The 24,848-nt window shown below is 63.5% G+C and carries 25 protein-coding genes, 1 tRNA gene and 1 pseudogene; 11 read left to right on the forward strand and 16 right to left on the reverse strand.

Annotated features, from left to right (window positions below; all coding sequences use genetic code 11):
* Positions 1-73: 73 nt before the first annotated feature.
* Entirely contained in the window at positions 74-1,042 is a 969-nt protein-coding gene (locus FJ957_RS11650; RefSeq protein WP_140831447.1) for an NAD(P)H-dependent oxidoreductase, read from the reverse strand.
* A 241-nt stretch (positions 1,043-1,283) separates the two neighbouring features.
* Here FJ957_RS11650 and FJ957_RS11655 point away from each other — a divergent pair, with 241 nt between their 5' ends.
* On the forward strand, positions 1,284-1,589 hold the full coding sequence (locus tag FJ957_RS11655) for an ETC complex I subunit (protein ID WP_140645008.1): 306 nt from the start codon (positions 1,284-1,286) through the stop codon (positions 1,587-1,589).
* A gap of 52 nt (positions 1,590-1,641) precedes the next feature.
* Positions 1,642-1,718, forward strand: a tRNA-Arg gene (locus FJ957_RS11660).
* 76 nt (positions 1,719-1,794) lie between these two features.
* Here the strand turns inward: FJ957_RS11660 and FJ957_RS11665 are convergent.
* Together FJ957_RS11665 and FJ957_RS11670 are read right to left on the reverse strand one after the other, a co-directional pair.
* The gene (locus tag FJ957_RS11665; protein ID WP_140831449.1) at positions 1,795-2,724 is read right to left on the reverse strand and encodes a hypothetical protein; all 930 of its coding nucleotides are present in this window, start codon (positions 2,722-2,724) and stop codon (positions 1,795-1,797) included.
* A gap of 174 nt (positions 2,725-2,898) precedes the next feature.
* A complete protein-coding gene (locus FJ957_RS11670) occupies positions 2,899-3,684 on the reverse strand; it encodes a hypothetical protein (protein ID WP_140831451.1) in 786 nt (261 codons plus the stop codon).
* A 183-nt stretch (positions 3,685-3,867) separates the two neighbouring features.
* Between FJ957_RS11670 and FJ957_RS32430 the strand changes: the two genes are divergently transcribed.
* Entirely contained in the window at positions 3,868-4,449 is a 582-nt protein-coding gene (locus FJ957_RS32430; protein ID WP_181180543.1) for a CatB-related O-acetyltransferase, read from the forward strand.
* Between the two features lie 15 nt (positions 4,450-4,464).
* Positions 4,465-5,427, forward strand: a complete 963-nt coding sequence (locus FJ957_RS11680) for a glycosyltransferase (protein WP_140831453.1) — start codon at positions 4,465-4,467, stop codon at positions 5,425-5,427.
* Positions 5,428-5,727: 300 nt separating this feature from the next.
* Here FJ957_RS11680 and FJ957_RS11685 read toward each other — a convergent pair whose 3' ends face one another.
* The 3 genes from FJ957_RS11685 to FJ957_RS11695 all read right to left on the reverse strand — a co-directional run bounded on the left by FJ957_RS11685 (position 5,728) and on the right by FJ957_RS11695 (position 7,129).
* Entirely contained in the window at positions 5,728-5,970 is a 243-nt protein-coding gene (locus FJ957_RS11685; RefSeq protein ID WP_095816412.1) for a DUF982 domain-containing protein, read from the reverse strand.
* A 594-nt stretch (positions 5,971-6,564) separates the two neighbouring features.
* Positions 6,565-6,810, reverse strand: coding sequence for a DUF982 domain-containing protein (locus tag FJ957_RS11690; protein WP_140645004.1), 246 nt, complete (start codon positions 6,808-6,810; stop codon positions 6,565-6,567).
* 124 nt (positions 6,811-6,934) lie between these two features.
* The gene (locus FJ957_RS11695; protein WP_140645003.1) at positions 6,935-7,129 is read right to left on the reverse strand and encodes a hypothetical protein; all 195 of its coding nucleotides are present in this window, start codon (positions 7,127-7,129) and stop codon (positions 6,935-6,937) included.
* Positions 7,130-7,557: 428 nt separating this feature from the next.
* Here FJ957_RS11695 and FJ957_RS11700 point away from each other — a divergent pair, with 428 nt between their 5' ends.
* The 3 genes from FJ957_RS11700 (at position 7,558) to FJ957_RS11710 (ending at position 9,885) form a co-directional block, all read left to right on the forward strand.
* Positions 7,558-7,917: a metalloregulator ArsR/SmtB family transcription factor gene (locus FJ957_RS11700; RefSeq protein WP_040988334.1), complete on the forward strand. Its 360-nt coding sequence runs from the start codon at positions 7,558-7,560 to the stop codon at positions 7,915-7,917.
* Positions 7,918-8,126: 209 nt separating this feature from the next.
* A complete protein-coding gene (locus tag FJ957_RS11705) occupies positions 8,127-8,669 on the forward strand; it encodes a cytochrome b (protein WP_140831455.1) in 543 nt (180 codons plus the stop codon).
* A 427-nt stretch (positions 8,670-9,096) separates the two neighbouring features.
* A complete protein-coding gene (locus FJ957_RS11710; protein WP_140831895.1) occupies positions 9,097-9,885 on the forward strand; it encodes a fumarylacetoacetate hydrolase family protein in 789 nt (262 codons plus the stop codon).
* Positions 9,886-9,894: 9 nt separating this feature from the next.
* Here the strand turns inward: FJ957_RS11710 and FJ957_RS11715 are convergent, their stop codons facing one another.
* The 5 genes from FJ957_RS11715 to FJ957_RS11735 all read right to left on the reverse strand — a co-directional run bounded on the left by FJ957_RS11715 (position 9,895) and on the right by FJ957_RS11735 (position 14,898).
* Entirely contained in the window at positions 9,895-10,701 is an 807-nt protein-coding gene (locus FJ957_RS11715) for an ABC transporter permease (RefSeq protein ID WP_140831457.1), read from the reverse strand.
* A gap of 4 nt (positions 10,702-10,705) precedes the next feature.
* Entirely contained in the window at positions 10,706-11,539 is an 834-nt protein-coding gene (locus tag FJ957_RS11720; RefSeq protein ID WP_140831459.1) for an ABC transporter permease, read from the reverse strand.
* 22 nt (positions 11,540-11,561) lie between these two features.
* Entirely contained in the window at positions 11,562-12,677 is a 1,116-nt protein-coding gene (locus FJ957_RS11725) for an ABC transporter substrate-binding protein (RefSeq protein ID WP_140831461.1), read from the reverse strand.
* A 71-nt stretch (positions 12,678-12,748) separates the two neighbouring features.
* The gene (locus tag FJ957_RS11730; RefSeq protein ID WP_140831463.1) at positions 12,749-13,843 is read right to left on the reverse strand and encodes an ABC transporter ATP-binding protein; all 1,095 of its coding nucleotides are present in this window, start codon (positions 13,841-13,843) and stop codon (positions 12,749-12,751) included.
* A gap of 167 nt (positions 13,844-14,010) precedes the next feature.
* Positions 14,011-14,898, reverse strand: a complete 888-nt coding sequence (locus FJ957_RS11735; RefSeq protein ID WP_140831465.1) for a LysR substrate-binding domain-containing protein — start codon at positions 14,896-14,898, stop codon at positions 14,011-14,013.
* A gap of 82 nt (positions 14,899-14,980) precedes the next feature.
* On the opposite strand from FJ957_RS11735, the gene FJ957_RS11740 reads away from it, so the two are divergent.
* The 3 genes from FJ957_RS11740 (at position 14,981) to FJ957_RS11750 (ending at position 18,426) form a co-directional block, all read left to right on the forward strand.
* A complete protein-coding gene (locus FJ957_RS11740; protein WP_181180544.1) occupies positions 14,981-16,573 on the forward strand; it encodes an amidohydrolase in 1,593 nt (530 codons plus the stop codon).
* A 35-nt stretch (positions 16,574-16,608) separates the two neighbouring features.
* Positions 16,609-17,541: a dimethylarginine dimethylaminohydrolase family protein gene (locus FJ957_RS11745; RefSeq protein ID WP_140831469.1), complete on the forward strand. Its 933-nt coding sequence runs from the start codon at positions 16,609-16,611 to the stop codon at positions 17,539-17,541.
* Positions 17,542-17,706: 165 nt separating this feature from the next.
* Positions 17,707-18,426 (forward strand): 3-keto-5-aminohexanoate cleavage protein, encoded by a 720-nt coding sequence (locus FJ957_RS11750; protein WP_140831471.1) that lies wholly within the window; start codon positions 17,707-17,709, stop codon positions 18,424-18,426.
* A 73-nt stretch (positions 18,427-18,499) separates the two neighbouring features.
* On the opposite strand, the gene FJ957_RS11755 is transcribed toward FJ957_RS11750, so the two are convergent.
* Positions 18,500-19,558 (reverse strand): Gfo/Idh/MocA family oxidoreductase, encoded by a 1,059-nt coding sequence (locus tag FJ957_RS11755; protein ID WP_140831473.1) that lies wholly within the window; start codon positions 19,556-19,558, stop codon positions 18,500-18,502.
* A 102-nt stretch (positions 19,559-19,660) separates the two neighbouring features.
* A complete protein-coding gene (locus FJ957_RS11760; protein WP_140831475.1) occupies positions 19,661-20,446 on the reverse strand; it encodes a ThuA domain-containing protein in 786 nt (261 codons plus the stop codon).
* A 214-nt stretch (positions 20,447-20,660) separates the two neighbouring features.
* Between FJ957_RS11760 and FJ957_RS11765 the strand changes: the two genes are divergently transcribed.
* Positions 20,661-21,419, forward strand: a complete 759-nt coding sequence (locus FJ957_RS11765; protein ID WP_140831477.1) for a DUF4239 domain-containing protein — start codon at positions 20,661-20,663, stop codon at positions 21,417-21,419.
* A gap of 2 nt (positions 21,420-21,421) precedes the next feature.
* On the opposite strand, the gene FJ957_RS32510 is transcribed toward FJ957_RS11765, so the two are convergent.
* From FJ957_RS32510 to FJ957_RS11775, 3 genes and pseudogenes are all read right to left on the reverse strand, one after another.
* Positions 21,422-22,030 carry a nucleotide disphospho-sugar-binding domain-containing protein gene (locus FJ957_RS32510; protein WP_348642560.1) on the reverse strand — a complete coding sequence of 203 codons (609 nt, stop codon included), beginning with the start codon at positions 22,028-22,030 and terminating at the stop codon, positions 21,422-21,424.
* A gap of 293 nt (positions 22,031-22,323) precedes the next feature.
* A pseudogene (locus FJ957_RS32515) lies at positions 22,324-22,674 on the reverse strand (glycosyltransferase); the annotation flags it as partial.
* Positions 22,675-22,915: 241 nt separating this feature from the next.
* On the reverse strand, positions 22,916-24,442 hold the full coding sequence (locus FJ957_RS11775) for a tlde1 domain-containing protein (RefSeq protein WP_246685813.1): 1,527 nt from the start codon (positions 24,440-24,442) through the stop codon (positions 22,916-22,918).
* Positions 24,443-24,848 lie beyond the last annotated feature (406 nt).

Genomic DNA, 24,848 nt, shown 5'->3' on the forward strand with positions numbered 1-24,848 from the left:
CCCCGGGCCAAAAGGAATAGGTCTATGTTGCAAAGGCCACCGGCATTGTGTCGCGGATTTTTGCAAGCGCCGGCTAATGAACCGGGTCGGCGTGGCGATGCACCAGCTTGAACGCGCCGTCCTCCAGCCGGAACACCTCGGTGACTCGCAAGGTCATCTCGGTTGCCTCGCCGTTTTTGCCCATGCGCGCCTTGGCATGCTGCAAGCCGCTCCAGAAGGCCAGATCGCCGCTTGCCGACGCCTGCAGCACCTCGAGGTCGGTGTTGCCGCCTTTGTGGAAGCTCGCGGCATCGCGCTCGTAACGGCCGGCAATCGCTTCGGCCCCTTCGAGATGGTCGCCGCGCGGCGAGAAGAACGTCGCCGGCCCGGCACGGGTGACGATCGCTTTCAGCGAGGAGGCGTCGCCATTGACATAGTCCTCGGCAATCTTCTCGCGCTGCTTCATGAAGGCATCGAAGGACGAGCCGCCAGGATGCACCGTCCTGATCCAGCTCTCCAGGCTGGCCATGAAATTCTCAAGGAAGGTGGCGGTGTCAGCGTTGGTCACCGCGCCTTTGTCGTCCAACAGCTCCGAGACATTGCCTATATAAGCCTCCGGCTGCTGCATCACCGGCATGTCGAGGAAGACGAAGGTTTGTCTCAGCGCCTGGTTAGCGCCGAATGCGCCGAGCTTGTTCGGCGTGACGCTGACCACACCGGCGGGCATGCCCTTGAACACGTTCTTGCCCGATGGGCGCGAGCCGACATCGAGCGCGTTTTTCAGGCAGCCCGGGATCGAGCGGTTGTATTCCGGCGTGACGAACAGCACCGCGTCGCATTCCCGCATCGCCGCACGGAAGGCCGACCACGCCGCCGGCGGGCCGTTGCCGTCCAGATCCTCGTTGTAAAGCGGCAGGTCGCCGATCTCGATGAAGCGGCAGCGCACCGAATCCGGCGCGCGGGCGGCGAGCGCCTTGGCGATCTTGCGGCTGAAGGATTGGGCGCGCAGGCTGCCGACAAGCACGGCGAGCTGCACGACGGGGTGTTCGGTTGCATTGGTCATGGCGAACGTCCGCTTCTGATGGATGGTTCACGGGAAGGCTGGCTCCGGCCCGCCGCCCGACCTTTCGATAATGTCGCCGGCACGGCGAAGTTCCCCGCGCCGTGGGAACGCAGGGGCGCTTGCGGCCTTGCCGCCGCGCCCATTGCACAGTAATGACGGATTGGCGTGAAATCGGGGCTTCCGTAGGATCCCCGGAGGCGCTGAACGAGGTGCCCGGTCTTCGGGCGGCAAAGAGGTGGTCATGTCCGCGCGCATTTTCAGTCCAGCCAAAACCGCGATGCAGTCCGGCAAGGCCAAGACCGGACATTGGGTGCTGGAATTCGATCCCGCCCAGCGCAAGAAGATCGACCCGCTGATGGGCTACACCACCTCGGGTGACATGCTGAGCCAGGTGAAGCTCACCTTCGACACGAAGGAAGAGGCCATGGCTTATGCCGAGAAGGAAAAGATCGCCTATCGCGTTGAAGAGCCGAAGGAAGCAAAGCGCCGGCAGATTTCCTATTCGGACAATTTCCGCTATGACCGCAGGACGCCCTGGACGCACTGACTCTGGTCTTGCGTCACTCGGCATGACAGACCAGCCGGCCCGGCCGGCCGACGGTCCCGTAGCTCAGCTGGATAGAGCACCGGCCTTCTAAGCCGATGGTCGCAGGTTCGAATCCTGCCGGGATCGCCAGTCTATTCAACGACTTACGGGACTTGGCTGACTCCGGATCCAACCTTCGCCAACGGCTTGGTCGCGAAAAGCCTCGTCAGAAATCGCTCGCCGTCTGCCCGGCGGAGCCGCCCAGATACGTGTTCCACACATAATCTCGAAGCATTTCCCGATGCTCCACCGTCCGTTGGTGATAGCCAGGCCTTTCCGGATATGACACGCCGGCGAGATGGAAGAAGGCACCGTCGATGAATTCGTGATGCCCGACCGCGCCCGCCATCGTCATCGGGCTTTCACGCACCAATGCGACGGCCACATCCTTGTCGGCGTCCAATTTAGAGTAAAAGAGCGCCCAATTTGCGCCTCCAGTATCCAAGCCGAGATTGAGGCGGGGTTCGAAATTCAGCTGATGGCCAGCTACGGCCGAGAACCGGTAGAAGCAAAAGCCCGCCCACAGGTTCCAGTGCCGATCTCCGGGCTTTGGCTTGTAGATGTGGTTTTCCCCCGGAAGGAATTTCTTCCCGTAGGCCGCCTTGCCTTCCAGCTTGGACGGAATATCGAAGGGGGCGACCGGGAAGCAGTCGTGATCGATGAAGCCGAACAGCTCCGGCTTCAAATGCCTCACGATATTGTTGAATGCCCATGTGATCGCCGATCCGTGCGATCTCGACAGATGCTTCTCAATCCGCATCGGCAGCGCGAGATAGGGGACGTCCCGAATTCGGCAGATGCGGGCAATGGCCTCCCTGGCCTCAGGTTTTGTTGAATTGTCGACGACCACCAGCGTCATTCCCGGCGGCTGGATTTCCCACGCCTTCGTCAAGGCGTCGATCACCCACGGCGTGTTGAAAGCGATCGTAATGCAAACGCGCGATACGCTTGCGTCTTGCAACTGCTTGGCGAGCAGGTGCCCGGATGCCCGTCCTCGACTTTCGAAAATCTTATAGACGAATTGGTTGCGAAGCATCTTGGCCTGGATGACGGCTTGGCTTCTGCTTAGTCTGTCCACGATTGGTTTGAATGCCAAGGCTGCCTCTCGAAGCGGCAACCCCCCGGTACTCCCTTTGCTTGGCAGCGTAAGAAAAATCAAGCAGCCTGAAGATTTCATCGGGCGGGCAACCCGGCCTCAAATTGACTATCGACACGCATTGATGCGAACTCGGGATCGCCAGCGCACCGGCGACGACCTGACGACAGCAAACTAAAACGACCACCTCCGCCGCTGGCGCCAAAGGTCCACGGGGGATCGCCATAGGCGATACCAACCGGCTCTCCTAATTTGCTCGGCAATTGGAGCATCGCCGTACATCTTGAAGAACTGCAGCACGCGTGGGCTGGCGAAGGCCTTCTTGCCTCGAGTGTTGTAGTCGCTGACCGGAAGGTGGTGTCGGCTGAGAGCCAGGCCTTTTCGAGAAAGTGCGACACCGATGCAAAACTGTTCGGGTGCGTCTGTATTGGTCAATTCGCGTACTGCCAGCATCGCGGAATAGGCTTCGGTCAATGCACCGACATTGGCTCGATGAATGCCAAGGATTCCGCTTTGCCACATCGGTTCGTGCCCAGTCAGGGTATAGTCTGCGATTTTGACGCCTTTGCCTGTAAGAACCGGGTAAAGCCGATGCTCGCCCTCGCACTTACGCATGAATGAACGAATCGGCGAAATCTGTCGGAACCCTCTGGATGGATCGACATAAGGGTAATGGTCCGAGTCCATGAAGATCAGGCGGTCGGCTTGCTTCAGGATTTCGATGAGGAACGCGGCCTTGATGCCGAAATGATAACGCCAGCCGAAAGACATGAACTCTTTCTGCTCGGCGGTTATAGCAATCGTCTCGACGGGGTATCCACGAAAAAGCTCGGGCCTGTCGGTTGCAACGATTATTCTGGCGCCTGAGCAATTGTGCAAAAGCTTAAGTGCGCTCAGCAATGCGCCAAAGTGATAAACCTCGTTGTCGCCATAAGCGATATAACCAAAAACGTCGTTCATTCGATCAATGGGAGAAGTGCCGGGGACCTCCCACTACCAACACGCGCTACCGCAATCCACCCAAAACTTTCCTGATGTCGGTGCGCTTTCGGCTGGGCCGCTCCCTTGCGCCGCCCAAAGTTCCCGGTTGATGGTTCCGCCGGTCCGGGGCTATGTCGCATGAGCGTTGGGGAAGGGATCTGAATGTCGGCGCTTTCCAAATGGCTGAGGGACATGCGCTCCAAGTTGCCGGAGCATGTAACGGTTGGCCGTCACACCTACGGCGTGACATGGCGAAAGGTTCTGTTCCCCTTGAAGGATGCTCCGCTGCAAGTCGGAGCCTTCTGCTCGGTTGCCGGTCAAGTGCTTTTCATTTGCTCTGGCCAGCATCCGACCGACAGCGCAACGTCATTCCCGATCTACAGCCGATTGCTGAAGCAGCCCGAGCCGATCGCGAATGGCGGCAAGCCGGCCGGCATCACCGTCGGCAATGATGTCTGGATCGGCAATGGTGCAATGATGCTGCCGGGGGTGGAGATCGGTGATGGCGCGATTGTCGGCGCCGGAGCCGTCGTCACCAAAAAAGTGCCGCCCTACGCGATCGTCGGCGGGTCTCCGGCCACCCTGATCAGGTATCGATTCCCGGAGGAGACCATATCGAAGCTTCTGGCGATCCAATGGTGGCGCTGGGACGATGACAAGATCAAGAGCGAGGCGGCCTCGCTCACCGGCCCGATCGAGGCTTTCGTCGAGAAGCATTTTGTGGCAGGCACCGCGGCGAAATAAGGGTTGCGGTGGCGAATGACCAAATCGTGTTTCTTCCTGGCCGCGGACGCCAAATACTTTCCATATGCCTGCCTGGCAGCGCGTCGGATAATCGATGTCTCGACACCGGTCGACGGCTTTCTGCTCTACACCGGTGCGGGCGAACCGGACCTAGAAGTTGCCCGCCATCTGCTGAAAGGCAAGGTCGAACTGGTCGATGTCACGGACTTCATGACGAATTTCGGCTTTCGCTTCGGAACATACAGCATCGCCGCTTACGTTCGGCTTTTCGCCGATCGGTTTCCGGTTTTCGAGCTGTACGATCGCATCGCTTACACAGACTGCGATGTTCTCTTCAACAGGGACATCAGCGACTTGGCCGGACAACCGCTGCGCGCCCCGCTGCTCGCCGCGCATGACGACTACATGTATTTCAGGCCTTCATACCGGCAAAAGCTCAAGCTGGCGCCCGGCGCGCCTTATTTCAATTCCGGTGTGGTCGTCTTCGATATGAACGCTGTCCGGGAGAAGGCCCTGCTGGAGCGGACGCGAAAGACCGCCATCGATGGCAAGATGAATGACCAAAATGCTCTGAACGTCGCCTTCGAGGGCAAATGGCAGACGATGCATCCAAACTGGAATCTGCAATCGCTCGGAACGAGAGAATTTCGCTTCTCGCAGGCCTGGGCCAGGCATTTCGCGGGCGGCAAGCCGTGGGGCAATCAGGTCGGGGTCGAACTCGAAGCGCTGGGCATCTGGCGCGACCTGGCGAAGGACACGCCCTGGCAAAAGCCGTTCGAGCAGCGCATACCATTCGAGCGCGGCGTGATGAAGCGCTTCTTCCGGCGCTTCGATGCTGTTGCCGGCCTTTTCGGCAAGGACGTGCAACGCCGCCGGGCCAGATATGACGGCACGAAGATGCATCGGATCTACGCCCGGCAGGCGGATGAAGGAGCGATGGCGGTCCAGTTTCCGGAAGTGCTTGGCGGATTCGCCTGATCGGGTCACGCAAGCCTGGTTTCGTCCTCCGCCGCTGCGGATGGTAACCACCCTTTACCACGCGGCGTTTGCGTTGCGGCCCGGCATCCGAATCGCCGAAATGGAAGGGCCTGAACCCGTCAGGCGACCCCGAAGCCCAGCGGCCGGCGTTTCATGTGCCCAACGGGATGCGTGCTTGAACGTGTTCCGGAGTATGCGTTGGCCGTCGCCTCGCCCTCATGAAACAAAAGCCCGCCGCGGCAATGGGAAACCGCGACGGGCTTGGCGGCGTCCCCGGTGGGACGCCATGGGAAATCGAGGCTAAGCCAGCAGGCCGGCGACCTTGGCCGCCTTGCGCAGGGTCTTGCGGGCTTCCACCGGGCTGCGCAGACCGTCAAGCGCATCGCGGCAGACACGGCTTGCCGAGCGCCAGGCGCCGTCGCGCGCCTGTCCCGGCCAGCGTTGGTCGAGGCATTCCATCGCTTCGAAACAGCTTGATACCTTGCGCTGGCCGTTTGGCTGGAAATCGATCACGACTGGTTCGGAAAACCAGACATCGTTCATCACTTCCTCCGTTCTTATGATCGTCTTAGAGCAAGCAATCGGTGCCGGATGGGCACCCGATGCGGGTCCGCGCGGGGGCGGTGCGGACCCTCGCATTAACCAACTATCGCGCGTTAGGTTCCGAAGAATTTCAAGGCCGGGACGACCGCGCCCGGACGGGCTCATGGGTCTCCGGATCCATGTCTGGATGGCTGAAAAATCGCGTGACCAAAGTCACTGCCGCGCCCTCGCGGACGGCGCTAATGAATCCGGCAGGCTGATGAAACGCGGGAAGACCTCTCATGCTTATCGCCGTGCTCGCATCCACCATGACCGTCGCCACATTGATAGCGACCGCTTTCGGACTCTACGAGGAAGCGCGGATGAGCCGTGCCCGCGCTGAAACTGATCGTTTGCGCCCGTTTGGAACGGCGCGTCGGTTCTCCGTCAAGTTGCGTGACCGATAGGGCCGACGCCGCCAGGCATGTTCACTCCGCTTCAACTGGCTATGTGCATCTTTCGGGCCGGAATCCTGCTTTCTCCGGCGGTGTTCGCGGTGCTGGTGCTCTTGTGGCTTTACTATCGATAGGCGGACTTGTGGAACGCCGGTCCGCTCTATTCCACCAGCACATGCGCCTCGCGCGCGGCGACAACAAAGGCCTCCCTGGCATTGTCCGCCGCGACGTCGCCGCGGATCGCCCGGCGGCACGCGCGCAACGCCGCGCCATGCGGGGCGCTACCGGCATCGCGCCATTGGCCCGTCAGCAGTTCGACAGCTTGCTCGGCGTTGGATATGTGGCGGATCGAGCCGGAAACGCCCACGGCGACTTCGACCGGCCTCGAAAACCATCCTTGGATCATCGCTAACCTCCCGGAATATGTCGGGGAACGATACCGTAGAGGAGAACGATATATTTTACCGTAGAGTTGCCCCGCGAACCGTCAACTTAACGTGAAGCCGTCTCACCAATGCGGCACGCGCGGCTCATCGTCCAAGCGGCCTTCGCGAAAGCTCCATCAGTTCCGCCTCGTCGGTGATGCCTGCCATGTAATTGGCGAGGATGCGCGAGGCGCGCGCCTCCTTCTGCTCGGCGGTCTCGCCCTCGACATTGCCGTTTTCGTAGACACGGCCAAGCATGGCCGTCTCGTCGGGGGTGAACGTGTTGCGTACGACGGACATGGCTTCCTCCTACAGCCCGGTCTCCTTTGCCCGGCTAATATTAGCACGCTTCGAGATCGGGAGTGAGTCGCGGCAACATCGTGGCCGAGGTCTCTCGACCGGTCACGCCGGCTGTGATGCTTGCATGCCCGCGGTTGGACATTGCTTTGCCGGCCTCGTTATATTCTTGCCGAATGAGCGCTTCGCTGATACGCATTAGCAGCGTGGAATTTTTCCGAGTCTGCATTGACTTGCGCCCAGAAAAGCACCGCGCGTTCTGTCCGAGACCAACAACCCCGACGTGGTGGCAACCGGGTTACGAAGGGGTTCTGGTTGAAAAGAAGCAGGGCAGGTCCCGTGTCCAAATCGGGGCATGCCCACCAACGCTCTGGAACTCTGAAGCCATTGCCCCCATGGCCTTCGGAAGAGCATGAACCATGGGGAAATCGATGGTCACCAAGAAACTTACCGCCAACGCAGAAAGCGCGGCAGCCTTTCTCGCGGTGATGGGCAACGAGAAGCGTCTGCTCATCATGAACTACTTGGCCGAGGGCGAACTCTCTGTCGGCGTGCTCGCTGACAAGGTCGAACTCAGCCAATCGGCGCTGTCGCAACACCTGGCCAAACTGCGCAGGTTTGGCCTGGTCGAAACCCGCCGCGATCGTCAGATGGTCTATTATTCCTGCAAGTCTTCGGCAGCGCGCGAACTTCTGGCGCTGCTCGATGGCCTGCTGGCCATGGACAAGCCGCTTGCCGGACCGGCAAGGCAGGCGTTTGTCGAGAGGATGCGGCGGCCGCAAGCCGCCTGAACTGACTGCTACGCACGGACGAGGCCGGGGGGCCTTCGTCTGGCGCGGCGCCTCGATGGCGTGGACGAGAATAGACGGCAATGCGACACGCAAAGCGCTGGTTTGCGTTTTGCCGGGTGTCGGAGTCTTACGAATTCTTAATTTAGCGGCCACAAGTCTGCCGGGAAAGCGTCCGAAACGGGAAGACCTGTCAAACGGAGCCCTTCGGAATGGCCCTCGCCATGACCTACACGTCCACCCAGAAGTTCCTTCATTGGACACTATTCGCGCTCGTCGTCCTGCTCTATGCCCTGACCTATGGCGACGCATTCTATCCCCGCGGGGATCCCGCGGTCGCATTCTTCTGGCGGTTGCACATTTCATTTGGCCTTCTCCTGGCCGCGCTCGTGTTCTGGCGGGTGGTGCTGCGCGGCCTCAGGGGCGCGCCTGGCCTTCCGTCGGAAATGCCCGCTGTCGAGCAGGCAGCGGCGAAGATCGGGCATTTCATTCTCTATGCCCTGCTCATCGCCATCCCCGTCCTCGGGATCCTGTTGACCTGGTTCCGGGGCGACGCGTTGAGCTTCTTCGGCCTGTTTACGATTCCCGCACCGTTCGCACCGGACAGGGTGACCGCACGCACTATTCGCGAGCTTCATTCGCTCTGCGCGAACGGCATATTGATCATGGCCGGCTTGCACGCCATGGCTGCGCTCTATCACCACTTCATTCGCCGGGACACGGTCCTGACCAGAATGTTGCCGCGGAATCGGTAGTCAGCCGGTTTCCGCTCCATCACTTTTGGTTGAAGGCGCCGCGACGGCGCGATCGCGGACGCTCGCAAGGCAATGATAACGTGCCTCTTTTTGTTGGTGTCACCTGATCCTGCCGGGCCGAAGATTACAGATTTGTAAGTCGCCGGGCCGGGCACTGTTGGCTAGATTTCGAGTTGATCCACACCCCCGGATCATGACGGCGCCGAGCTTCCACTTCGGCTCCGTAAGAGGTCCGCCGCTCCCGGCGGGCCTCTTTCGTTCTGCGGTCACGGCATGCCTTGTGCCGTCGCAGTACTCCATCGCCTTGCCGATCTGGACTCTCGATTCCCGGTCACCTATCGTCTCGATCCGTTCACATTGCGCAATGTCCATGCCGGGCTCCCGATCTAAGGGCAGCGCGGCATTTTTTGATTTTTCGGTGCTGACGATGTTCGATCCAGAAAAGGCCAGGGCCGCTTCACACCTGCTGGTGAACCACTGGGACAACGGCACCCGCTTCGATGCGATACCCGAGCTCCTGCGGCCACGCACCCGCTCCGAAGGCTATGCCGTCCAGTCGCATGTGATGGATCGCTCCGCGGCTCCGCTTTTCGGTTGGAAGATCGCCGCAACCAGCCTTGCCGGGCAAAGGCACATCAATGTCGACGGTCCGATGGCCGGGCGCCTGCTGGCGGAGAAGGCGGTCGACGTCGGCGGAACCGTTTCGCTGGCGCCCAGCAGGATGCGCGTGGCCGAAATCGAATTCGCCTTTCGTTTCGGCCGCGAGCTGCAGCCGCGCGCCGAGCCCTATGAGATCGCCGAGGTGATGGATGCGGTGGCGGCGTTGCATCCGGCGATCGAAATACCGGACTCGCGATACGACGATTTCTGCGCAGTCGGCGCGGCGCAACTCATCGCGGACAACGCCTGCGCCAATCTGTTTGTCATCGGCGAGGCCGCGGAAGACGATTGGCGCGATGTGGATCTGGCGAAGCACCCGGTGGTCGCCTTCGTCGCCGGGAAGTCGCGCCATGACGGATCGGGGGCGGCCGTGCTGGGTGACCCCCGGATTGCCCTTCAATGGATCGTCAACGAATTGTCGGGCCTCGGCATCGCACTAGAGCCGGAGCAGGTGGTGATAACCGGCACCTGCGTTAAGCCGATAGAAGTCGAGCCCGGCGATGAAGTCACCGGCGATTTGGGCAGGTTCGGCCGCGTCTCGGTCAGGTTTGACTGATCAGGCCGTTTAGCGTGCGGTTCGCTGCCTTGTGACGACGCTGCGCACGGCGAGCACCAGCACGGTGATGATGATCAGGATCACCGAAAGTGCCGCGATCGCCGGATCGATGTTGTCGCGCAGGCCCATCCACATCAGCCGCGGCAAGGTGATGGCGTTCACCGAGGTGATGAACAGCGTCACGCCGATCTCCTCCCAGGAGAGCACGAAGGACAGCAGTGCCGCGGTGACGATGCCGAACTTGATGTTGGGCATGATGACGCGCGTCGCGCGTTCCCAAACGCTGGCGCCAAGGCCGCGCGCGGCAAGGTCGATACGGCGGTCGAGCTGGCTGAGCGACACCAGGATCAGCACCGTGGCGAAAGGCACCGTCATCACCGAATGCGCCATCGCCACACCCAGCCAGGTGTCGTAGCCGAAGAAGGAGGTGGGGCCGGAGACCGAGGTGAGCAGGAAATAGAGCGTGACGGCCGAGACCACCGGCGGCACCACCATCGGCAACAGCACGAAGCCGACGAGCGCGGCGGTGAAGCGCGGCTGGAACATCCACACGCCGAGGCTGAAGGTGAGGGCAAGCGCGGTGGAAAGGATGCTGCTGACGACGCCGATCCTGAGCGAGAGCAGGATCGATTCCAGCCAGCGCGGATCCTCGATCAGCGAGCGGTAATGGCGCAGCGACAATTCACCCGTCGGCATGGTCAGCATGCGGCTCGGCGTCAGCGACACCGGGATGACGGCAAGCAGCGGCATCAGCAGGAACAGCGCCACCAGCACGGCGAGGATGAGCGAGACGGGGCCGGGGCGATAAGTCGGCATCGCGCTACACCAGTTGCTTCGGTTTGACGTAGCGGAACAGGAGCGCCATCAGCGCGCCGACGAACACCACCAGAACGACGCTGATCGCCGCGCCAAGCCCCCAGTCCGGACTCTGGAAGATGCGCAGATAGATCAGCTCCGCGATCATCACGCTGCGGCCGCCGCCAAGGATCGCCGGCGTGACGAAGAAGCCGAGCGAAAAGACGAAGGTGATCAGCGCCGAGCCGATGATGCCGGAGCGCGTCATCGGCACGAACACCGTCCAGAACGTGCGCATGCGGCTGGAGCCCAGGCCGCGCGCCGCGAGCAACACCCGCTCGTCAAGGCTGCGCATGGCGGACGCCAGCGGGAACACCGCGAAGGGTATCAGGAAATGCGACATGCCGACGATGACGCCGAACTCGTTGCGCACCAGGGTCAGCGGCTCCGAGATGAAGCCGATCGATTGCAACCAGGTGTTGATCAGGCCGCGGTTGGAGAGCAGCGCCACCCAGCCGAAGGCGCGCGTCAGCACCGAGATCCAGAACGGCACCAGGATGCAGAATTCGGCAAGCATGCGCTGCGTCGGGCTGCCGCGCACCCAGACGACGGTGATCGCATAGGCGGCGGTGACCGAGACGACGGTGACGATCGCCGCGATGCGCAGCGTGCGGATGAACACCGACTGCACGAGGTCATCGGTAAGCAGGGCGTGATATTGCTCCAGCCCTGGCGTTGGAAGCGTAAAACTCCACTTCACCACGCCGAGGAACGGCCAGGCATAGGCAAGGATAAGGAACAGGAGCAGCGGCGCCATCAGCAGCGCCGCGCCCATCCTGTCGGAGAGGATGCCTCTCATCGGGGTTGAAGATCTCGGCCGGTCAAGCCGAGATGATCTTGGTGTATTCGTCGAGTGCGGCGCCGTAATTCTTGGCGTACCACTCCATGTCGAGCGGGATCTGCTTCTTCATGTTTTCCGGATCGACGGGGTTGATGCGCTTCTTGTCGGCCGAGATCAGCGCGTCGGCCGCCGGGTTCGCCGGGCCTTGGCCGAGCTTGTCGAACATGACAAGCTGCTTCTGTGGGTCCTGCGCGCTGGCGATGAACTTCATCGCCGCGTCCTTGCCGCCGGGGTTGTTCTTCAGCACCGCGAGCGCGCCGGGCGAAATCAGGCCCTGGTCCCAGATGAACTTGATCTGGCCGCCCGAATCCTGCTCGATCAGCGAGGCGCGGGTCGACCACACGATCGCCATCGAGGCCTCGCCGTTGAGCAGAACGCTCTGGCTTTCGGCGCCGCCGCCCCAATAGGAGACGACGTTTTCCTTGAAGGCGGCGATCTTGTCATGCGCGCGCTTCAGGTCGAGCGGATAGAGCGAGGCCGGCGCCACGCCGTCGGCCAGAAGCGCCGCTTCCCAGCTCGACACGCCCCATTTGTAGAGCGAGCGCTTGCCAGGGAACTTCTTGACGTCGAAGAAGTCGGCCATGCCGGTCGGCGCATTGGAGCCGAACTTCTGCGAGTCGTAGGCGATCACGTAGGAGAAGAAGTAGGTCGAAGCGGCATATTCCCAGCCGAAGCCCGGCCGCATCTTGCTCTTGTCGACGACCTTGTAGTCGATCGGCTCAAGCATGCCCTGGCCGCCGAGCGTGATCGCCGAAAACGGATCGACGTCGACCAGGTCCCAGGTCGGCGCGCCGCTCTTGTACTGCGCCGCGATCGCGCCCTCGGTCGGGCCCGAGCCGTCCATCTTGACCGGGATGCCGGTGTCCTTGGTGAAGGCCTGGCCATAGGCTGCGTCGTAAGCCGTGATGGCATCGCCGCCCCAGTTCACCAGCACCAGCCCCTTGGTCTCGGCGAAAGCGCCGGTCGAGCGCAGAAGCATCGGCGTGCCGGCAAGCACGAGGCCCGCGAGCTGCGCGAATTGCCGGCGCGAGATCTCGCCGCGCTTCGCCCGCTCCGCGAGGTTTTCCATGGCTTGTTTCTTCGTATCGGTCGTCATGTCAGTTCCCCTTGTTGTCGTTGATTTGAACCGGAAGCCGGCGCGGCGATTTTAGGCCGCGGCGGCGCTCTCTATTGTCCTCCGTCCGGAAGGAGGAAACCTTTTTCCGCCGGCCAGGTCAGCCAGACGGAATTGCCTTTGCTCAAGGCCGCGGCGGCGACCTCGTTCGGCACCGAGACGGTGACCTTGGCGCCCTGGCGCGTGGTGAGGTCTAGCTTGGTCGCGGCACCGAGATAGGTCGAGGCGACGGCGGTCGCCGCGATGCCGTTCTCGTTGACCGATGCTTCCGGCGCGATCGACATGTCCTCGGGTCGGATGGCGAGGATGGCGTCGCCCTTTATCGTCTCGGCCTTGCAGCGCATGTTGACGGCGCGGTCCTCGCAGAGCCCGGTCGCGCCATTGTCGGCGGGGCGCACGCCCTTCACCGGCAGCATGTTGATCTCGCCCAGGAACTCGGCGACGAAGCGGTTGGCCGGGCGGTCATAGACCTCGTCCGGCCTGCCGACCTGCAAGAGCTTGCCGTGGTTGAAGATGGCGACGCGCGACGACAGCGCCAGCGCCTCGCTCTGGTCGTGGGTGACGAAGACGAAGGTGGTGCCGGTCTCCTGGTGCAGCCGCTTCATCTCGGCCTGCATCTGGCCGCGCAGGCTCTTGTCGAGCGCAGAGAACGGCTCGTCGAGGAGCAGCACGCCCGGCTCGAACACCAGCGCGCGGGCCAGCGCCACGCGCTGCTGCTGACCGCCGGAAAGCTGCGTCGGCAGTTTCTTCTCATGGCCCTTGAGACCGACGCGCTCGACCATTTCGCCGACACGTTGCTTGATTTCCGAGGCGGATTTCTTGCGCACCTTGAGCGGGAAGGCGATGTTCTGCTCCACGCTCATATGCGGGAACAGGGCATAGCCCTGGAAGACCATGCCGGCGGCGCGCTGTTCGGCCGGCCGGTTGGTTATGTCGACGCCGTCGCTGAAAAGCTTGCCTTCGCTCGGCTGCACGAAGCCGGCCAGGATCATCAGGAAGGTGGTCTTGCCGGAACCGGAGGGCCCGAGCAGCGTCAGGAACTCGCCGCGGCCGATATCGAGCGTAAGATTGTCCAGCGCCCGGAAGGAGCCGAAGCTCTTGCCGATCCCGTTCGCCTTGATTTCTGCGGCCCGGCCGGGTTGCTGCATCCTGGCTCTTTCCTCAGTTCCCAATGAAATCGTAGGCATGGCTGCGGCTCACCGCAACCGAATAGTTTTCGCCTGATCGGCAAATTTGATTCACGTCCGAGAGAGGGAACGGCGCTGGAACTGCTGATCTCCTCCACGAGAGGGGAGATCAGCTAACCTCAATTCGCCTAAAGCCTGTTCTCCGACAACTTCGCCCTTAGCCAGTCGCTGAACGCATTCAGCACCGGATGCCCGGCCTTCGCATGCTCGTACACCAGATAATACGAACGAGGCGAGGGGACCGACGCCTCGAACGGCTTGACTAGCCGGCCTTCGCTCAGCGCCTGGCGGCCGGTCAGCTCGTCGCCTAGCGCAATCCCTTGGCCGGCGATCGCCGCCGAGAAGACGAGGTTCATGTCGGAAAAGAAGATGCCGCCTTCGGTATCGGGATTTTCCACCTTGGACAGCGCCAGCCAGCGCGCCCAGTCCTCGGTGTCGCTGAGATGGAGCAGGCTGGCGCGCAGCACGTCGGCGGGTTTGGAAAAGCCGCCGACCTTGTTGAGCAGTCTCGGGCTGCAGAGTGGCGTGAAGGAGACTTCGCAAAGCAGTTCCACCGCCCGGTTCGGCCAGTTGCCGACACCGAAAGTGATGAAGGCGTCGGCCTCGGGATTTGAGACGTCATCGAGTCGCCGCGGCGTCAGCACGGAGAGCGCCACGTCCGGATACATCTGCTGGAATTCGCCGATATGCGTGCACAGGAACATCGAGGCGAAGCCCGGCGGGCACGAGATGCCGAAGGAGCCGCCGACGCCGGCGCCGCTGTTTTGCGTTCCCGCGTCGCCGAGCACGGTCAGCGCCTTCCGGACATCGGCAGCATAACGCTGACCGCGTGGGGTGAGGGCCACACCCTTGCCGATGCGCTGCAAGAGATCGAAACCGAGATCGCGCTCGAGCAGTCGCAGCTGATGCGAGACAGCACTTCGGGTAAGGTGAAGCTCGTCGGCGGCGCGCCAAACGCTGCCGTGACGAGCAAAACTGTCGAGGGCGCGCAGCGCCTGCGTGGAAGGTATTCGCAAGAGGCCTCAGGTGAACCGAATTTGCACGAACCGGGAAAACATATCACTTTTTGATGGACCGCTTCACTGCTTTCTTTGAGCCATGGACAAACCGGTGACGACCTCGGCGCAAGAAACCGCGCTCGCCTGCATCGACAGTATCCAGCCGCTGCTGTCGGCCTGGACGCGCACAATCTTCGATTTCGGCGAGACCGCTTGGCGCGAGTACCAGTCGGCCGCCTGGTATGTGGATCGGCTGAAGCGCGAAGGCTTTTCCGTCGAGGAACGTTCCGGTGGCATGCCGACGGCCTTCTGCGCCCATTGGACGAATGGCGACGGGCCCGTGATCGGCATGTATGGCGAGTATGACGCCGTGCCCGGCAACTGCCAGGATGCCGCGACGGTCAAACGCGCGCGGCCGGGCCTCGGCGTCGAGGCCGGCGGCCACACCGATCCGCATTCGGGCCTCGGCATCGGCAGCCTTGGTGGGCTTCTGGCCACCAAGGCGGCGATGCTGGAGCATGGCATCAAGGGCACGCTGCGTTTCACCGGCGAGCCGGCCGAGAAGGTGAGGGGCTCCAAGCCGATCCACGCCGCAAAAGGCTATTATGACGGCCTCGCCGGCATGATCTCCTTCCATCCCTTCTACATGCTGCCGCTCTGCAACACCGCGCGCTGGGACACGCATTGCGGCGCCGCCTATTCGATGATCTATCGCTTCGTCTGCGACCAACCGGAAAATTGGGTTCGCGCCAGCGACGGCGCGCCGATCCCGCAGGCGCATTCGGCGGTCCGGGCGCCCGGCGCCAACGATGCGCTGATGATGATGTACATGGCCTCCAAGGCGCTGCGCGATTCCATGCTGACGCATCAGGGCGGCTGGTCGATCAGCGAGGCGATCCTGACGGCGGGGCAGGCGACCGCCGACAACCTCCCGGCGGGGCTGGCCGAGATCCAATACATGATCCGCGTGCCGACCATTGCCATGGCCGAGCAGGTGACCGCCGTGCTCGACCGCAACGCGGAAGCGGCGGCCAAGATGAGCGGCTGCCGCTACGAGCGCCACTGGGTATCGAAGTCGCGGCCGGGGCTCGCCAACCACGCCATGGCCGACATCACCTATCAGTCGCTCTCGACCGTCGGCGCGCCGCGCTGGGACGAGGCGGCGAGGGCCATCGCCCGCGAGGTCCAGGTCAACGCGGGCGGCGAGGCGACCGAGAATCCGTTCATCGACGAGCTGGAGCGGCTGATCGCGCCGCAGGAGGCCGAGGCGATCCTGCGCCGCGATCTGCCGCCGTCGCAAGTGAACTCGACCTCGGACGACTACACCGACATGAGCTGGCACGCGCCGACCTCGCGCTTCTATGTCGCCCGTCCGGCGCTGCGCTCGGCAAACGGCCACGCCTATCCTGCGTGGGTGATGAACGCACTGGGTGGCATTCCGGCCACCATCGACCCGATGGTGACCTGCGCCGCCAAGACGGTCGCGCTGACGGCGCTGCGTCTGCTGGAAGACAAGGCCACGCGCGATGCCGCGATGGACGAGTTCGTCAAGCGAACCGGCGGCGGTATCGGCGGCTCGAACTGGATCGCGCCGCTTTGCGACTACGAACCGCCGATCAACTCCCGCTGGCCGGAATATGTCACCACGCCGCGCGGCCGCGACTGGTGGATCCCGGCCGCTTCCACCGCATGACTGATCAACAACGACACCAGCTCGAGGAGAACTCAATGACCGTCCATGACCGCATCGTCGCCGAGCCTTTCTCGCTGCAGCGCCGCAACCCCAATGGCGGCACCAAGCCGCTGACCGCCTGGGGTTTCGCCAACGAAACCGATGTGCTGACCGACGTGCTGCTCGGCTCGCCCAATTTCCTGCGCCACCTCTCGACCAGCTCGCTGTCGAGGAAGCATCTGCGCGAGGCGCCCTGCAACGTCCAGATCGCGCAGGCGCAGCACAAGGACCTCGTCGCGGCCTATGAGCATTTCGGCGTCAACATCCACTGGCACGAGCCGACGCCGGAACTGCCGATGCAGGTCTATTCGCGCGACTCCAGCGTCATGACGCCTTACGGCGCCTTCATCACCGCCATGGCCAACTGGTGGCGGCGCGGCGAAAACTACGCCGCCATCCGCACCTATGAAAAGCTCGGCATCCCGATCTACGACATGGTGACGGCCGGCACCTTCGAGGGTGGCGACTTCAACGTGATCGAGGAGGGCGTGGTGCTGATCGGCTGCGGCGGCGCCCGCACGCAGGAAGAGGGCGCGCGCCAGGTGCAGGACTGGTTCGAGAAGGAAGGCTGGGAGACGCGTCTTGCCTTCATCGATGAATATTACGTCCATATCGACCTGATGGTGGTGCCGATCGCCGAAAAGCTCACCGCCGTCTGCCTCGCCTGCACCGAGCCCGGCATCGTCGACTGGTTGAAGGGCAAGGGCCACGAGATCATCGACGTGCCCTTCCAGGACACGATGGCGCTCGGCTGCAACTTCATGTCGCTCGGCAAGGACAGGGTGATCGCGCCGACTTCCAGCAGGACGCTGATCGAGAAGCTGAAGGCACAGGGCTTCGAGGTCGCGGCCGTCGACATGAGCGAGATTTCCAAGACCGGGGGCGGCATTCACTGCATGGCGCAGGCGCTGAAGCGCGTGCCGGCCTAAGGGGTTTTCGAAGTTCGGCAATCGCCCGCGATGAATGTCTATCCCTCTGGTCGCAGGCCGGGGGGATATTGGTCGCGCGGCCTGTCAGGAGATTGCATCGTTCCGGTTCCGGCCGCTCCGATCCTGGGCTAGGCTTCAGCCAACCGAAACAGGATTGCCGCAACGATGATCGTCCAGGCCTGCATCAACGGCGCCCGTCCCGCCGATTTCCACCCGGCATTGCCGCTCGACCCCGAGGCCATGGCGCGTGACGCCGCCGCCTCGATCGCTGCGGGCGCCGCCGAGCTGCACGTCCATGCACGTGGCGCCGACGGGCGAGAGAGCCTGGCGCCGGAGGCGATGGACAGGACGATCGCGGGGCTCCGCCGCGCCTGCCCGGGCACGCTGATCGGCGTCTCCACCGGCGCCTGGATCGAGAAGGACGACCTGCGCACGCTTGTCGCCATCTCCGGCTGGCGCGAACTGCCCGACTATGCCTCGGTTAATCTCAGCGAGACGGCGGCGCCTGTGGTCATGGAAAGCCTGCGCCAGCGCGGCATCGGCATCGAGGCCGGCCTGGCGTCGATCGGCGACGCCGAACGACTGGTCGGCCTCGATCATGGCGGCCGGGTGCTGCGCGTGCTGATCGAGATTTCGGAGCAGACGCCGGGCGAGGCCTTTGCGGTGGCGGACGGCATCGAGACGGTGCTGGAACGCGCCGGCATCCGCCGCTCCATCCTGCTGCACGGCGAGAATGCCACGGTTTGGCCCTTCGTCGAGCGTGCGGCGGCGCGCAAGTTTTCAACCCGAGTGGGATTGGAGGACGGCAAGGAATTGCCGGACGGCAGCGTGGCGGACGGCAATGCGGCGCTGGTGGCGGCTGCGGTCGCGATTTATCGTTCTTAGGGACAATGGTAAGGCTGGCAGGACAGAGGGGGGCCACCGTAGAGCGCGACGCCTCCCTGCACCCCGCGAAACCTCACTGCGTATCCGCGTTGGCTCTCAACTCCGCCCGTTTCTCATCCGACACCACGGCAAGGTCCAGCACCTTCTGCAGGCCTGCCGCGTGCCGGAAGGTGGGTTCGGTCTGCACGCCGCTCCTCACCGCCTCGACGAAGCGCTGGTAGTTGGTCGGCACCGTGCCGGCATCGAGCTCCTCCCATTTGGCGTTCTCGACATTGCTGCCGACACACGCCTTCAGAGCCGAGCCCTCGAGATTGTGCACCACTTCGATGGCGCCTTTGTCGCCATGGATGCGCAGGCGCAGTTCGTTGATATGGCCGGTGGCCCAGCGGCTGGCATGCACCACGCCGAAGGCGCCATTGGAGAAATCGAGCGTCATGGCGAAACTGTCGTTGGCGTCGAGCTGGTACTCGCCGATGCGGTTGTCCGGCGCCTTGTCGAAGGCGCGCAGCCGGCAGAACACATGGTCGATGTCGAGCGCCGCGCCATAGCTGGCGAAATCGAGGATGTGGATGCCGACATCGCCGAGCACGCCGTTCGAGCCGTGGCCGCGCGACAGCCGCCACAGCCACTTCGGATCGGTGCGCCAGTCGCCCCAGAATTTCGACACCAGCCAACTCTGCAGGTAGGACGCCTCGACATGGCGCACCGTGCCGATCTCGCCCGCCTGCACCATTTGGCGCGCCTTCTGCAGCGCGGCCACGTTGCGATAGGTGAGGTTGACCATGTTGACGATGCCGGCGGCTTCCGCGGCATCGGCCATTTCGCTCGCCTTGCCGAAATCTTCCGCCAGCGGCTTTTCGCACAGCACCGGCTTGCCGGCGGCGACCAGCGCCAGGGTGGTCGGGTGGTGGATGCGGTCCGGCGTGACATTGGCGACCGCGTCGAAATCGCCCCAGTCGAGCGCCGCCTCCAGCGAGGTGAAGCGCTTTGGAATCTTGAAGCCGTCTGCGTACTCGCCGACGCGCTTTTCATCGACATCGACGGCCGCCGCCAGTTCCACGCCCTCGATGGCGCCGAAGCGGCGGGCATGTTCCTGCGCCATCCAGCCGGTACCGAGTATCAAAAGCCGCATGTTCTGCTCCTTTGAGCGATTTGGTTCGATTCAATCATGCAGGGCGAATGTGACCCAGGCACTGTATCCGCGCAATCCCAAGCGGAGCAGGGAAGCGCTTTTTTAGCGGAAGCCGGCCTCGCCATGCGCGTGCAGCTTGGGCCCGCGCTCCTCGATCGGCTCCAGCGCCTTCTCCACCGGCACGTTCGGGGCATCGAGGATGGCGGGCTTCGACCCCTGCGGGTTGTGTGCCCACTTCACCGCGTTGCGCAGCACTTTCTGGACCGTCGCATCGTGATAGGTTGGGTAGGTTTCGTGTCCGGGGCGGAAGTAGAAGACATTCCCGGCACCGCGCCGGTAAGTCAGACCCGAGCGGAATACCTCGCCGCCCTGGAACCAGGAGATGAAGACTGTTTCCAGCGGCTCCGGCACAGCGAACTGCTCGCCATACATTTCCTCGTTTTCGAGCTCGAAGAATTCGCCGACGCCGTCGGCGATGGGATGACTGGGGCTCGTCACCCAAAGCCGCTCGCGCTCGCCGGCCTCGCGCCATTTCAGCGTGCATGGCGTGCCCATCAGCCGCTTGAAGATCTTCGAGAAATGGCCGGAATGGAGCACGATCAGCCCCATGCCCTCCCAGACGCGGCGAGCGACGCGCTCGACCACCTCGTCGGCCACCGCGCCATGGTCCTTGTGGCCCCACCAGACGAGCACGTCGGTTTCGGCGAGGCGGGATTCCGGCAGGCCATGCTCGGGCTGCTCCAGCGTGGCAGTCGAGGCGGAGATCGCCTTGTCCGCATTCAGCGCCATGGCGATGGTCGCATGCATGCCTTCCGGATAGATGCCGGCGACCACCTCATTGGTCCGCTCATGGATGTTCTCACCCCAGACGACAGCGCGAATTGTCATGGATAGCCTCGTGATTGGTAGGGAGCCGCCCCGCGCCATAGATAGCGCCTTCGCCCGGTATTGAAAGCGGTTTTCGATCTTTCGCTTCGCTGTGCGTGGAGCCCGGCATGAAAGTCGCCTTACAGGCCAACGATATACGTCCTTATGCTTCGACGTTGATTCAACCCCCGCACAGCCAATTGGCAAGCGCCGCGCCTCGGCTACAATGTCAGCCATGGGCGAAGTGCTTGTAGGGACAGCGATCTTTGCTTGCCTGGCCGGGGCCTCGCTGGTCAGCTTGATGGTGCATAAGCGCTTCCCCGCTCACCACCTTCAGGACGACACCAGCGCGGTGGTGCGGCTTGCCGCGAACCTGTTCGTGGTGATGTCGTCGCTGATGCTCGGCCTGATGATCAACTCGGCCAAGAACACGTTTGAGTCCATCAACGGCAACGTACACACCTTCGCCACCGAGATTATTCTGCTCGACCGAACACTCCGGCATTACGGGCCGGAGGCGGACGGCGCCCGGCAGTCGCTCGCTGCCTATGTCCAGCGCGTCGTCGACACCTCCACCGCCGACAGCGACACAACCGTCGTCCCGAACAAGCTGTCGGAACTGCTGCTCTATCAGGTCGGCGACATCCTGGCGGGATTGACGCCCGCGGATGCCAGGCAGACCGCCGCGCAACAGGCCGCGACGCAGCAACTCCAGAAACTGATCGAGCAGCGCTGGATACTGGCCGAGCAATCCGAGGGCGCCATCCCTGCGCCGCTGATCGTGCTGCTCGTGGCATGGCTGACGCTTATTTTCGCCAGCTTCGGCTTCCGGGCCCCGCACAATGGCACCGTCGTCCTCACATGCCTCGTCTCCGCAGCGCTGGCGGCGGCGGCGGTCTATTTGATCATCGACATCGACAGTCCCTTCTCAGGCCCGATCCAGGTCTCGCCGACGCCCCTGCAAAGGGCGCTGGCGGAACTAACGACGCAATGAGTTCACCGGCTGGTTTGCCCCGCCAATTCAATCAGCAGCCTTGCCGCCACCTCGGCGCCGTCGGCGCGGATCTTGCCGGCCACTGCCGCAGCACGAGCGCTAGTTTCGGGCGCAAGCGCCACATCCAACGCGGCCGACAACGACTCCGCGCTCGGCATCGGACCGTCATGCGCGGCGCCTATCCCCAGTTCGGCCGCCCGCCGCGCCCAATAGGGCTGGTCGCCGATCTGCGGCACGATCGCCCGCGGCGCTCCCGCCCGCGCCGCGGCAACGGTCGTGCCGGCGCCGCCATGGTGGATGACGGCGGCGACGCGGCCGAACAGCGCCTGCTGTGCTGGTTGACCTCGCCCACGGCGAAGCAATCGTCGCGATCGTCGGCGGGGCCGAGTTCCGCCCAGCCATGCGCGATGACTGTGCGAAGGCCCTTGGCGCGGATCGCCGCGATGGCGGCGGCGCCGGCTTCCCTGGCCACCGATATCGAGCCGAAGCCGACATAGACAGGTGGCGGGCCCGCATCGAGAAAGGCCTCCAGGCCATCGGGGAGGGGCCGCTCGTCCCGCAGGAGGAAGGCGCCGGTCTGCACCGCATCGATCAGGTCCGAGCCCGGCCATGGCCCGAGCGTCGGGTCGCAGGCGAGCACGACCCTGTTGCCGTAGACATAGTCCCGGACATTTTCCACCGAGGGCAGCCCGAGCGATGCGCGCTGGCCGTTGATCGCCTCGCCGAAGAGGGCGTTCTTGGTTCGGATATCCATCTCCCACAGCAGCCGGTTGTCGGTCACGCCGGGCGGCAGCGGATGGCTCGGATATTCATGCGGCCGGTTGTGTGGCGACGGCAGCCAGATTGGGCAGAACGTGCCGAGCATGTAGCGCATGCCGCGTTGTTCCGCGACCAGCCGCGCGGCGGCACAGGAAGGGAAAAGGCCGAACGCCAGCACGGCATCGCAGCCTTCGGCGGCTACGCTAAGCGCCTCATATTGCCTGGCTACGATCTCGGTCGCCTGGCCGGCAATGAGCCTGGCCCGCTCTTCGGGCGACGCCGATCGCGACCGGTCGATCATTTCCTTCGCCCATTGGCGCACCGGCGCGAAGGCCGGGGCCATCGGCACGCCGGCGCGGGCCAGGAGGGCGGCAAATTCCGCGTCGCCAGGCGCGCTCACTTTGGCCTCGACGCCGTGCGCCTGCAACGCCGCGCCCAGCGCCGCCAGCGGTTCGACGTCGCCGCGCGAGCCGTAAGTCGATAACAAAATACGCATTCAGTGCTCCGCTATGGTTTTTCGGAGCCGGGTTGATACGCCATGGCCGGGGGCTTGCCGCAAGGCGGGGCTGCGCCATATCTACCTTCTGGGAAGGGTCGTTATTGCTTCCCCCGACGAGGTTGCGATCGTCATGGGTTTAAGCGACGGCAAGCACCCGCGCGCGTCTGGCGCCAGGCCCTTCGGATCGGCAAGTGGGGATCGATAACAGCCGGCGACCAGCGCGCCGGCCAGGTTCGGCTTAACCCTGGCGGCCTTCCTGGGCGACCTGGGTGGGGGACCTTATGAGCCGCGGGACGACGACAAGACGCTTGATCTTGCCCTTTTTGTAAGCGGCGAGGAAGCGGTGGTAGTCCCTGAAGACGACGCAGCCATTGGACTCGGCGCGGCCGCCGCGCAGCATATAGGTATGCGCGAGCAGGCCGTTGCGGCCGTATTTGTTCCTGCCGCTGGCCGGCGTCAGCCGGATCGCCTCGACACCGTGGAAGCGCGATTCACGGATGGACAGATTGTATGTGTCGGGCGGTGTCGGACCGACATTCTTGCGGTCCACGAAGCGTGGCTGGTCGACCATCGAACCAAGTCCCGAATGCGCCTCCAGCTTCGAGCCGTCGGGCATGTAGACGGTCCTCGCCGAAATATCGTAGACGGCGACGCCATTGCCCGTGGAGGGACCGTTGAAAAGATTGCGGAACGCGCTGCCGAGGCCGCCTCTTTCCGGCGTGTCAGGCTTGGCATAGGCGAGCATCTCGGACGCCTGCGCCTTGCGCTTGCCGGGCTTGGAGTCGGCCACGAGCGGCTTTGAGCCCGGCACGCCCGGCAGGGCCTGGTCGCCGTTCCTGGGCGAGACCGCCGTCGGCGCGCCTTGCGCGGTGTCGGCCGGCTGCGGCTTGGCCCTGGCCGCCTGCGGCTTCGCGATCTCTAGTTTCTGCGGCTTGGCCGCGTTCTGTTCGGGCGCCTCGGTAGCGCGCTCGAGCGTGGTGCGCGGGCGAAGGCCTGGCACGGCAATGGTGTCGGGCAGATCGTCCTGGGGCGGCAGCGAGGCGACCTGATATTCGCCGCCCTGGCCGTTATCCGAGTTGTCGGCGGCATCAGGCGCGTCGCTGTTTTCGAGCGCGACGGCGGTTGGAACGTCGGCCGTGTCCTCCGGCGCCATGTTGGCAAGCGCCAGCGCCAAGTCGGAAGCGCCGGCGATTTCAGCCGGCTGCGAACCGAAGCGGGCTTCCGCCGGGGCGCCCGGCAGCGCGCCGCCGAAGCGGCTTGCCGAAGGCAGGCTGGCAAGCAGGAACGGCGCGTTCTCGGCGCGGGCAAAGGCTTCGGCAAGCTTCTGCGGCGAAAGCGCGGCCTTCTTCACCACGCCGTCGAAACGGTCGGCGGCTCCGGCGGCCGAAGCCACCACCACGACCTTCTCCTGCGCAACGCTGTCGGGCGACGGCAGCCTGAGGCGCGCCGTCTTGCCGTCGTGGCCTTCATTCTTCGGTTTTTCAGCAGCTTGGCCGTTATGTCTGAAGCTTGTCGCGAGGCTGAAACAGCCGGCGTCGCAGCCGCCGATGAGCGAGCCCGCCTGGTAGCCGCCATTGGCGGAAAGACGCGGCGCCCAGGCGTTGGCGATCAGCCGGCGCTGGTCGCCAAGCGCGATGTTGCGCGGCGAAAGCAAACCTTGCGGCAATCCGTTGGAAGCGGCGGTCAGCGAGGTGCTCACCGAATAGAGCCCCGCCAAGGTGGCGATGGACCACAGGGCGAGGGCGGCGCCGACAGCAGGCACCACGACCCAACGATGACCAGACTTTTTCGAAGTTACCTCCCCGTGAGGAGCGTCACCCCGGCTTTTCAAACGCAAAAACGCCATACGACCACTCTCAATCGGCATGCCGGTTTGCGGACCTGGCACCCGTCACGATCACAGTTCGCTGGTGCCCCCTGCACCTTCACGCGTCTGTTGCCGATTGATTCAAAAGATGGACAAAGATGGTTAACCAATCCCTCCACCAATCGCCGATTTGGCGACGGTCCATACGAAAAAAGAGCCCTCCATGGTCTGCGCCACGGTAGAAATGCTCTCCCTCACCCGACTTGCTGCCCGTTTTTCCGGCCTCTGTCAAGAAACCGTGAAGACCGGAACCGCAGCACTTCAGCCGGCTAGAGGCCGATTTGGGTCAAAATGCGACAACTTT

The organism is Mesorhizobium sp. B2-4-6 (genome assembly GCF_006442775.1).
Lineage (GTDB): Bacteria > Pseudomonadota > Alphaproteobacteria > Rhizobiales > Rhizobiaceae > Mesorhizobium.

Bases quoted from the DNA above. Each gene is read 5' to 3' on its own strand.
- FJ957_RS11745 (WP_140831469.1), top strand. From the start codon at position 16,609: ATGACCGTCCATGACCGCATCGTCGCCGAGCCTTTCTCGCTGCAGCGC.
- FJ957_RS11765 (WP_140831477.1), top strand. From the start codon at position 20,661: ATGGGCGAAGTGCTTGTAGGGACAGCGATCTTTGCTTGCCTGGCCGGG.
- FJ957_RS11650 (WP_140831447.1), bottom strand. From the start codon at position 1,042: ATGACCAATGCAACCGAACACCCCGTCGTGCAGCTCGCCGTGCTTGTC.
- FJ957_RS11695 (WP_140645003.1), bottom strand. From the start codon at position 7,129: ATGTCCGTCGTACGCAACACGTTCACCCCCGACGAGACGGCCATGCTT.
- FJ957_RS11730 (WP_140831463.1), bottom strand. From the start codon at position 13,843: ATGCAGCAACCCGGCCGGGCCGCAGAAATCAAGGCGAACGGGATCGGC.
- FJ957_RS11655 (WP_140645008.1), top strand. From the start codon at position 1,284: ATGTCCGCGCGCATTTTCAGTCCAGCCAAAACCGCGATGCAGTCCGGC.
- FJ957_RS11670 (WP_140831451.1), bottom strand. From the start codon at position 3,684: ATGAACGACGTTTTTGGTTATATCGCTTATGGCGACAACGAGGTTTAT.
- FJ957_RS11740 (WP_181180544.1), top strand. From the start codon at position 14,981: ATGGACAAACCGGTGACGACCTCGGCGCAAGAAACCGCGCTCGCCTGC.
- FJ957_RS11715 (WP_140831457.1), bottom strand. From the start codon at position 10,701: ATGCCGACTTATCGCCCCGGCCCCGTCTCGCTCATCCTCGCCGTGCTG.
- FJ957_RS11710 (WP_140831895.1), top strand. From the start codon at position 9,097: ATGTTCGATCCAGAAAAGGCCAGGGCCGCTTCACACCTGCTGGTGAAC.
- FJ957_RS11685 (WP_095816412.1), bottom strand. From the start codon at position 5,970: ATGAACGATGTCTGGTTTTCCGAACCAGTCGTGATCGATTTCCAGCCA.
- FJ957_RS32510 (WP_348642560.1), bottom strand. From the start codon at position 22,030: ATGGCCGGGCTCGGACCTGATCGATGCGGTGCAGACCGGCGCCTTCCT.
- FJ957_RS11760 (WP_140831475.1), bottom strand. From the start codon at position 20,446: ATGACAATTCGCGCTGTCGTCTGGGGTGAGAACATCCATGAGCGGACC.
- FJ957_RS11690 (WP_140645004.1), bottom strand. From the start codon at position 6,810: ATGATCCAAGGATGGTTTTCGAGGCCGGTCGAAGTCGCCGTGGGCGTT.
- FJ957_RS11720 (WP_140831459.1), bottom strand. From the start codon at position 11,539: ATGAGAGGCATCCTCTCCGACAGGATGGGCGCGGCGCTGCTGATGGCG.
- FJ957_RS32430 (WP_181180543.1), top strand. From the start codon at position 3,868: ATGTCGGCGCTTTCCAAATGGCTGAGGGACATGCGCTCCAAGTTGCCG.
- FJ957_RS11755 (WP_140831473.1), bottom strand. From the start codon at position 19,558: ATGCGGCTTTTGATACTCGGTACCGGCTGGATGGCGCAGGAACATGCC.
- FJ957_RS11700 (WP_040988334.1), top strand. From the start codon at position 7,558: ATGGTCACCAAGAAACTTACCGCCAACGCAGAAAGCGCGGCAGCCTTT.
- FJ957_RS11725 (WP_140831461.1), bottom strand. From the start codon at position 12,677: ATGACGACCGATACGAAGAAACAAGCCATGGAAAACCTCGCGGAGCGG.
- FJ957_RS11750 (WP_140831471.1), top strand. From the start codon at position 17,707: ATGATCGTCCAGGCCTGCATCAACGGCGCCCGTCCCGCCGATTTCCAC.
- FJ957_RS11680 (WP_140831453.1), top strand. From the start codon at position 4,465: ATGACCAAATCGTGTTTCTTCCTGGCCGCGGACGCCAAATACTTTCCA.
- FJ957_RS11705 (WP_140831455.1), top strand. From the start codon at position 8,127: ATGGCCCTCGCCATGACCTACACGTCCACCCAGAAGTTCCTTCATTGG.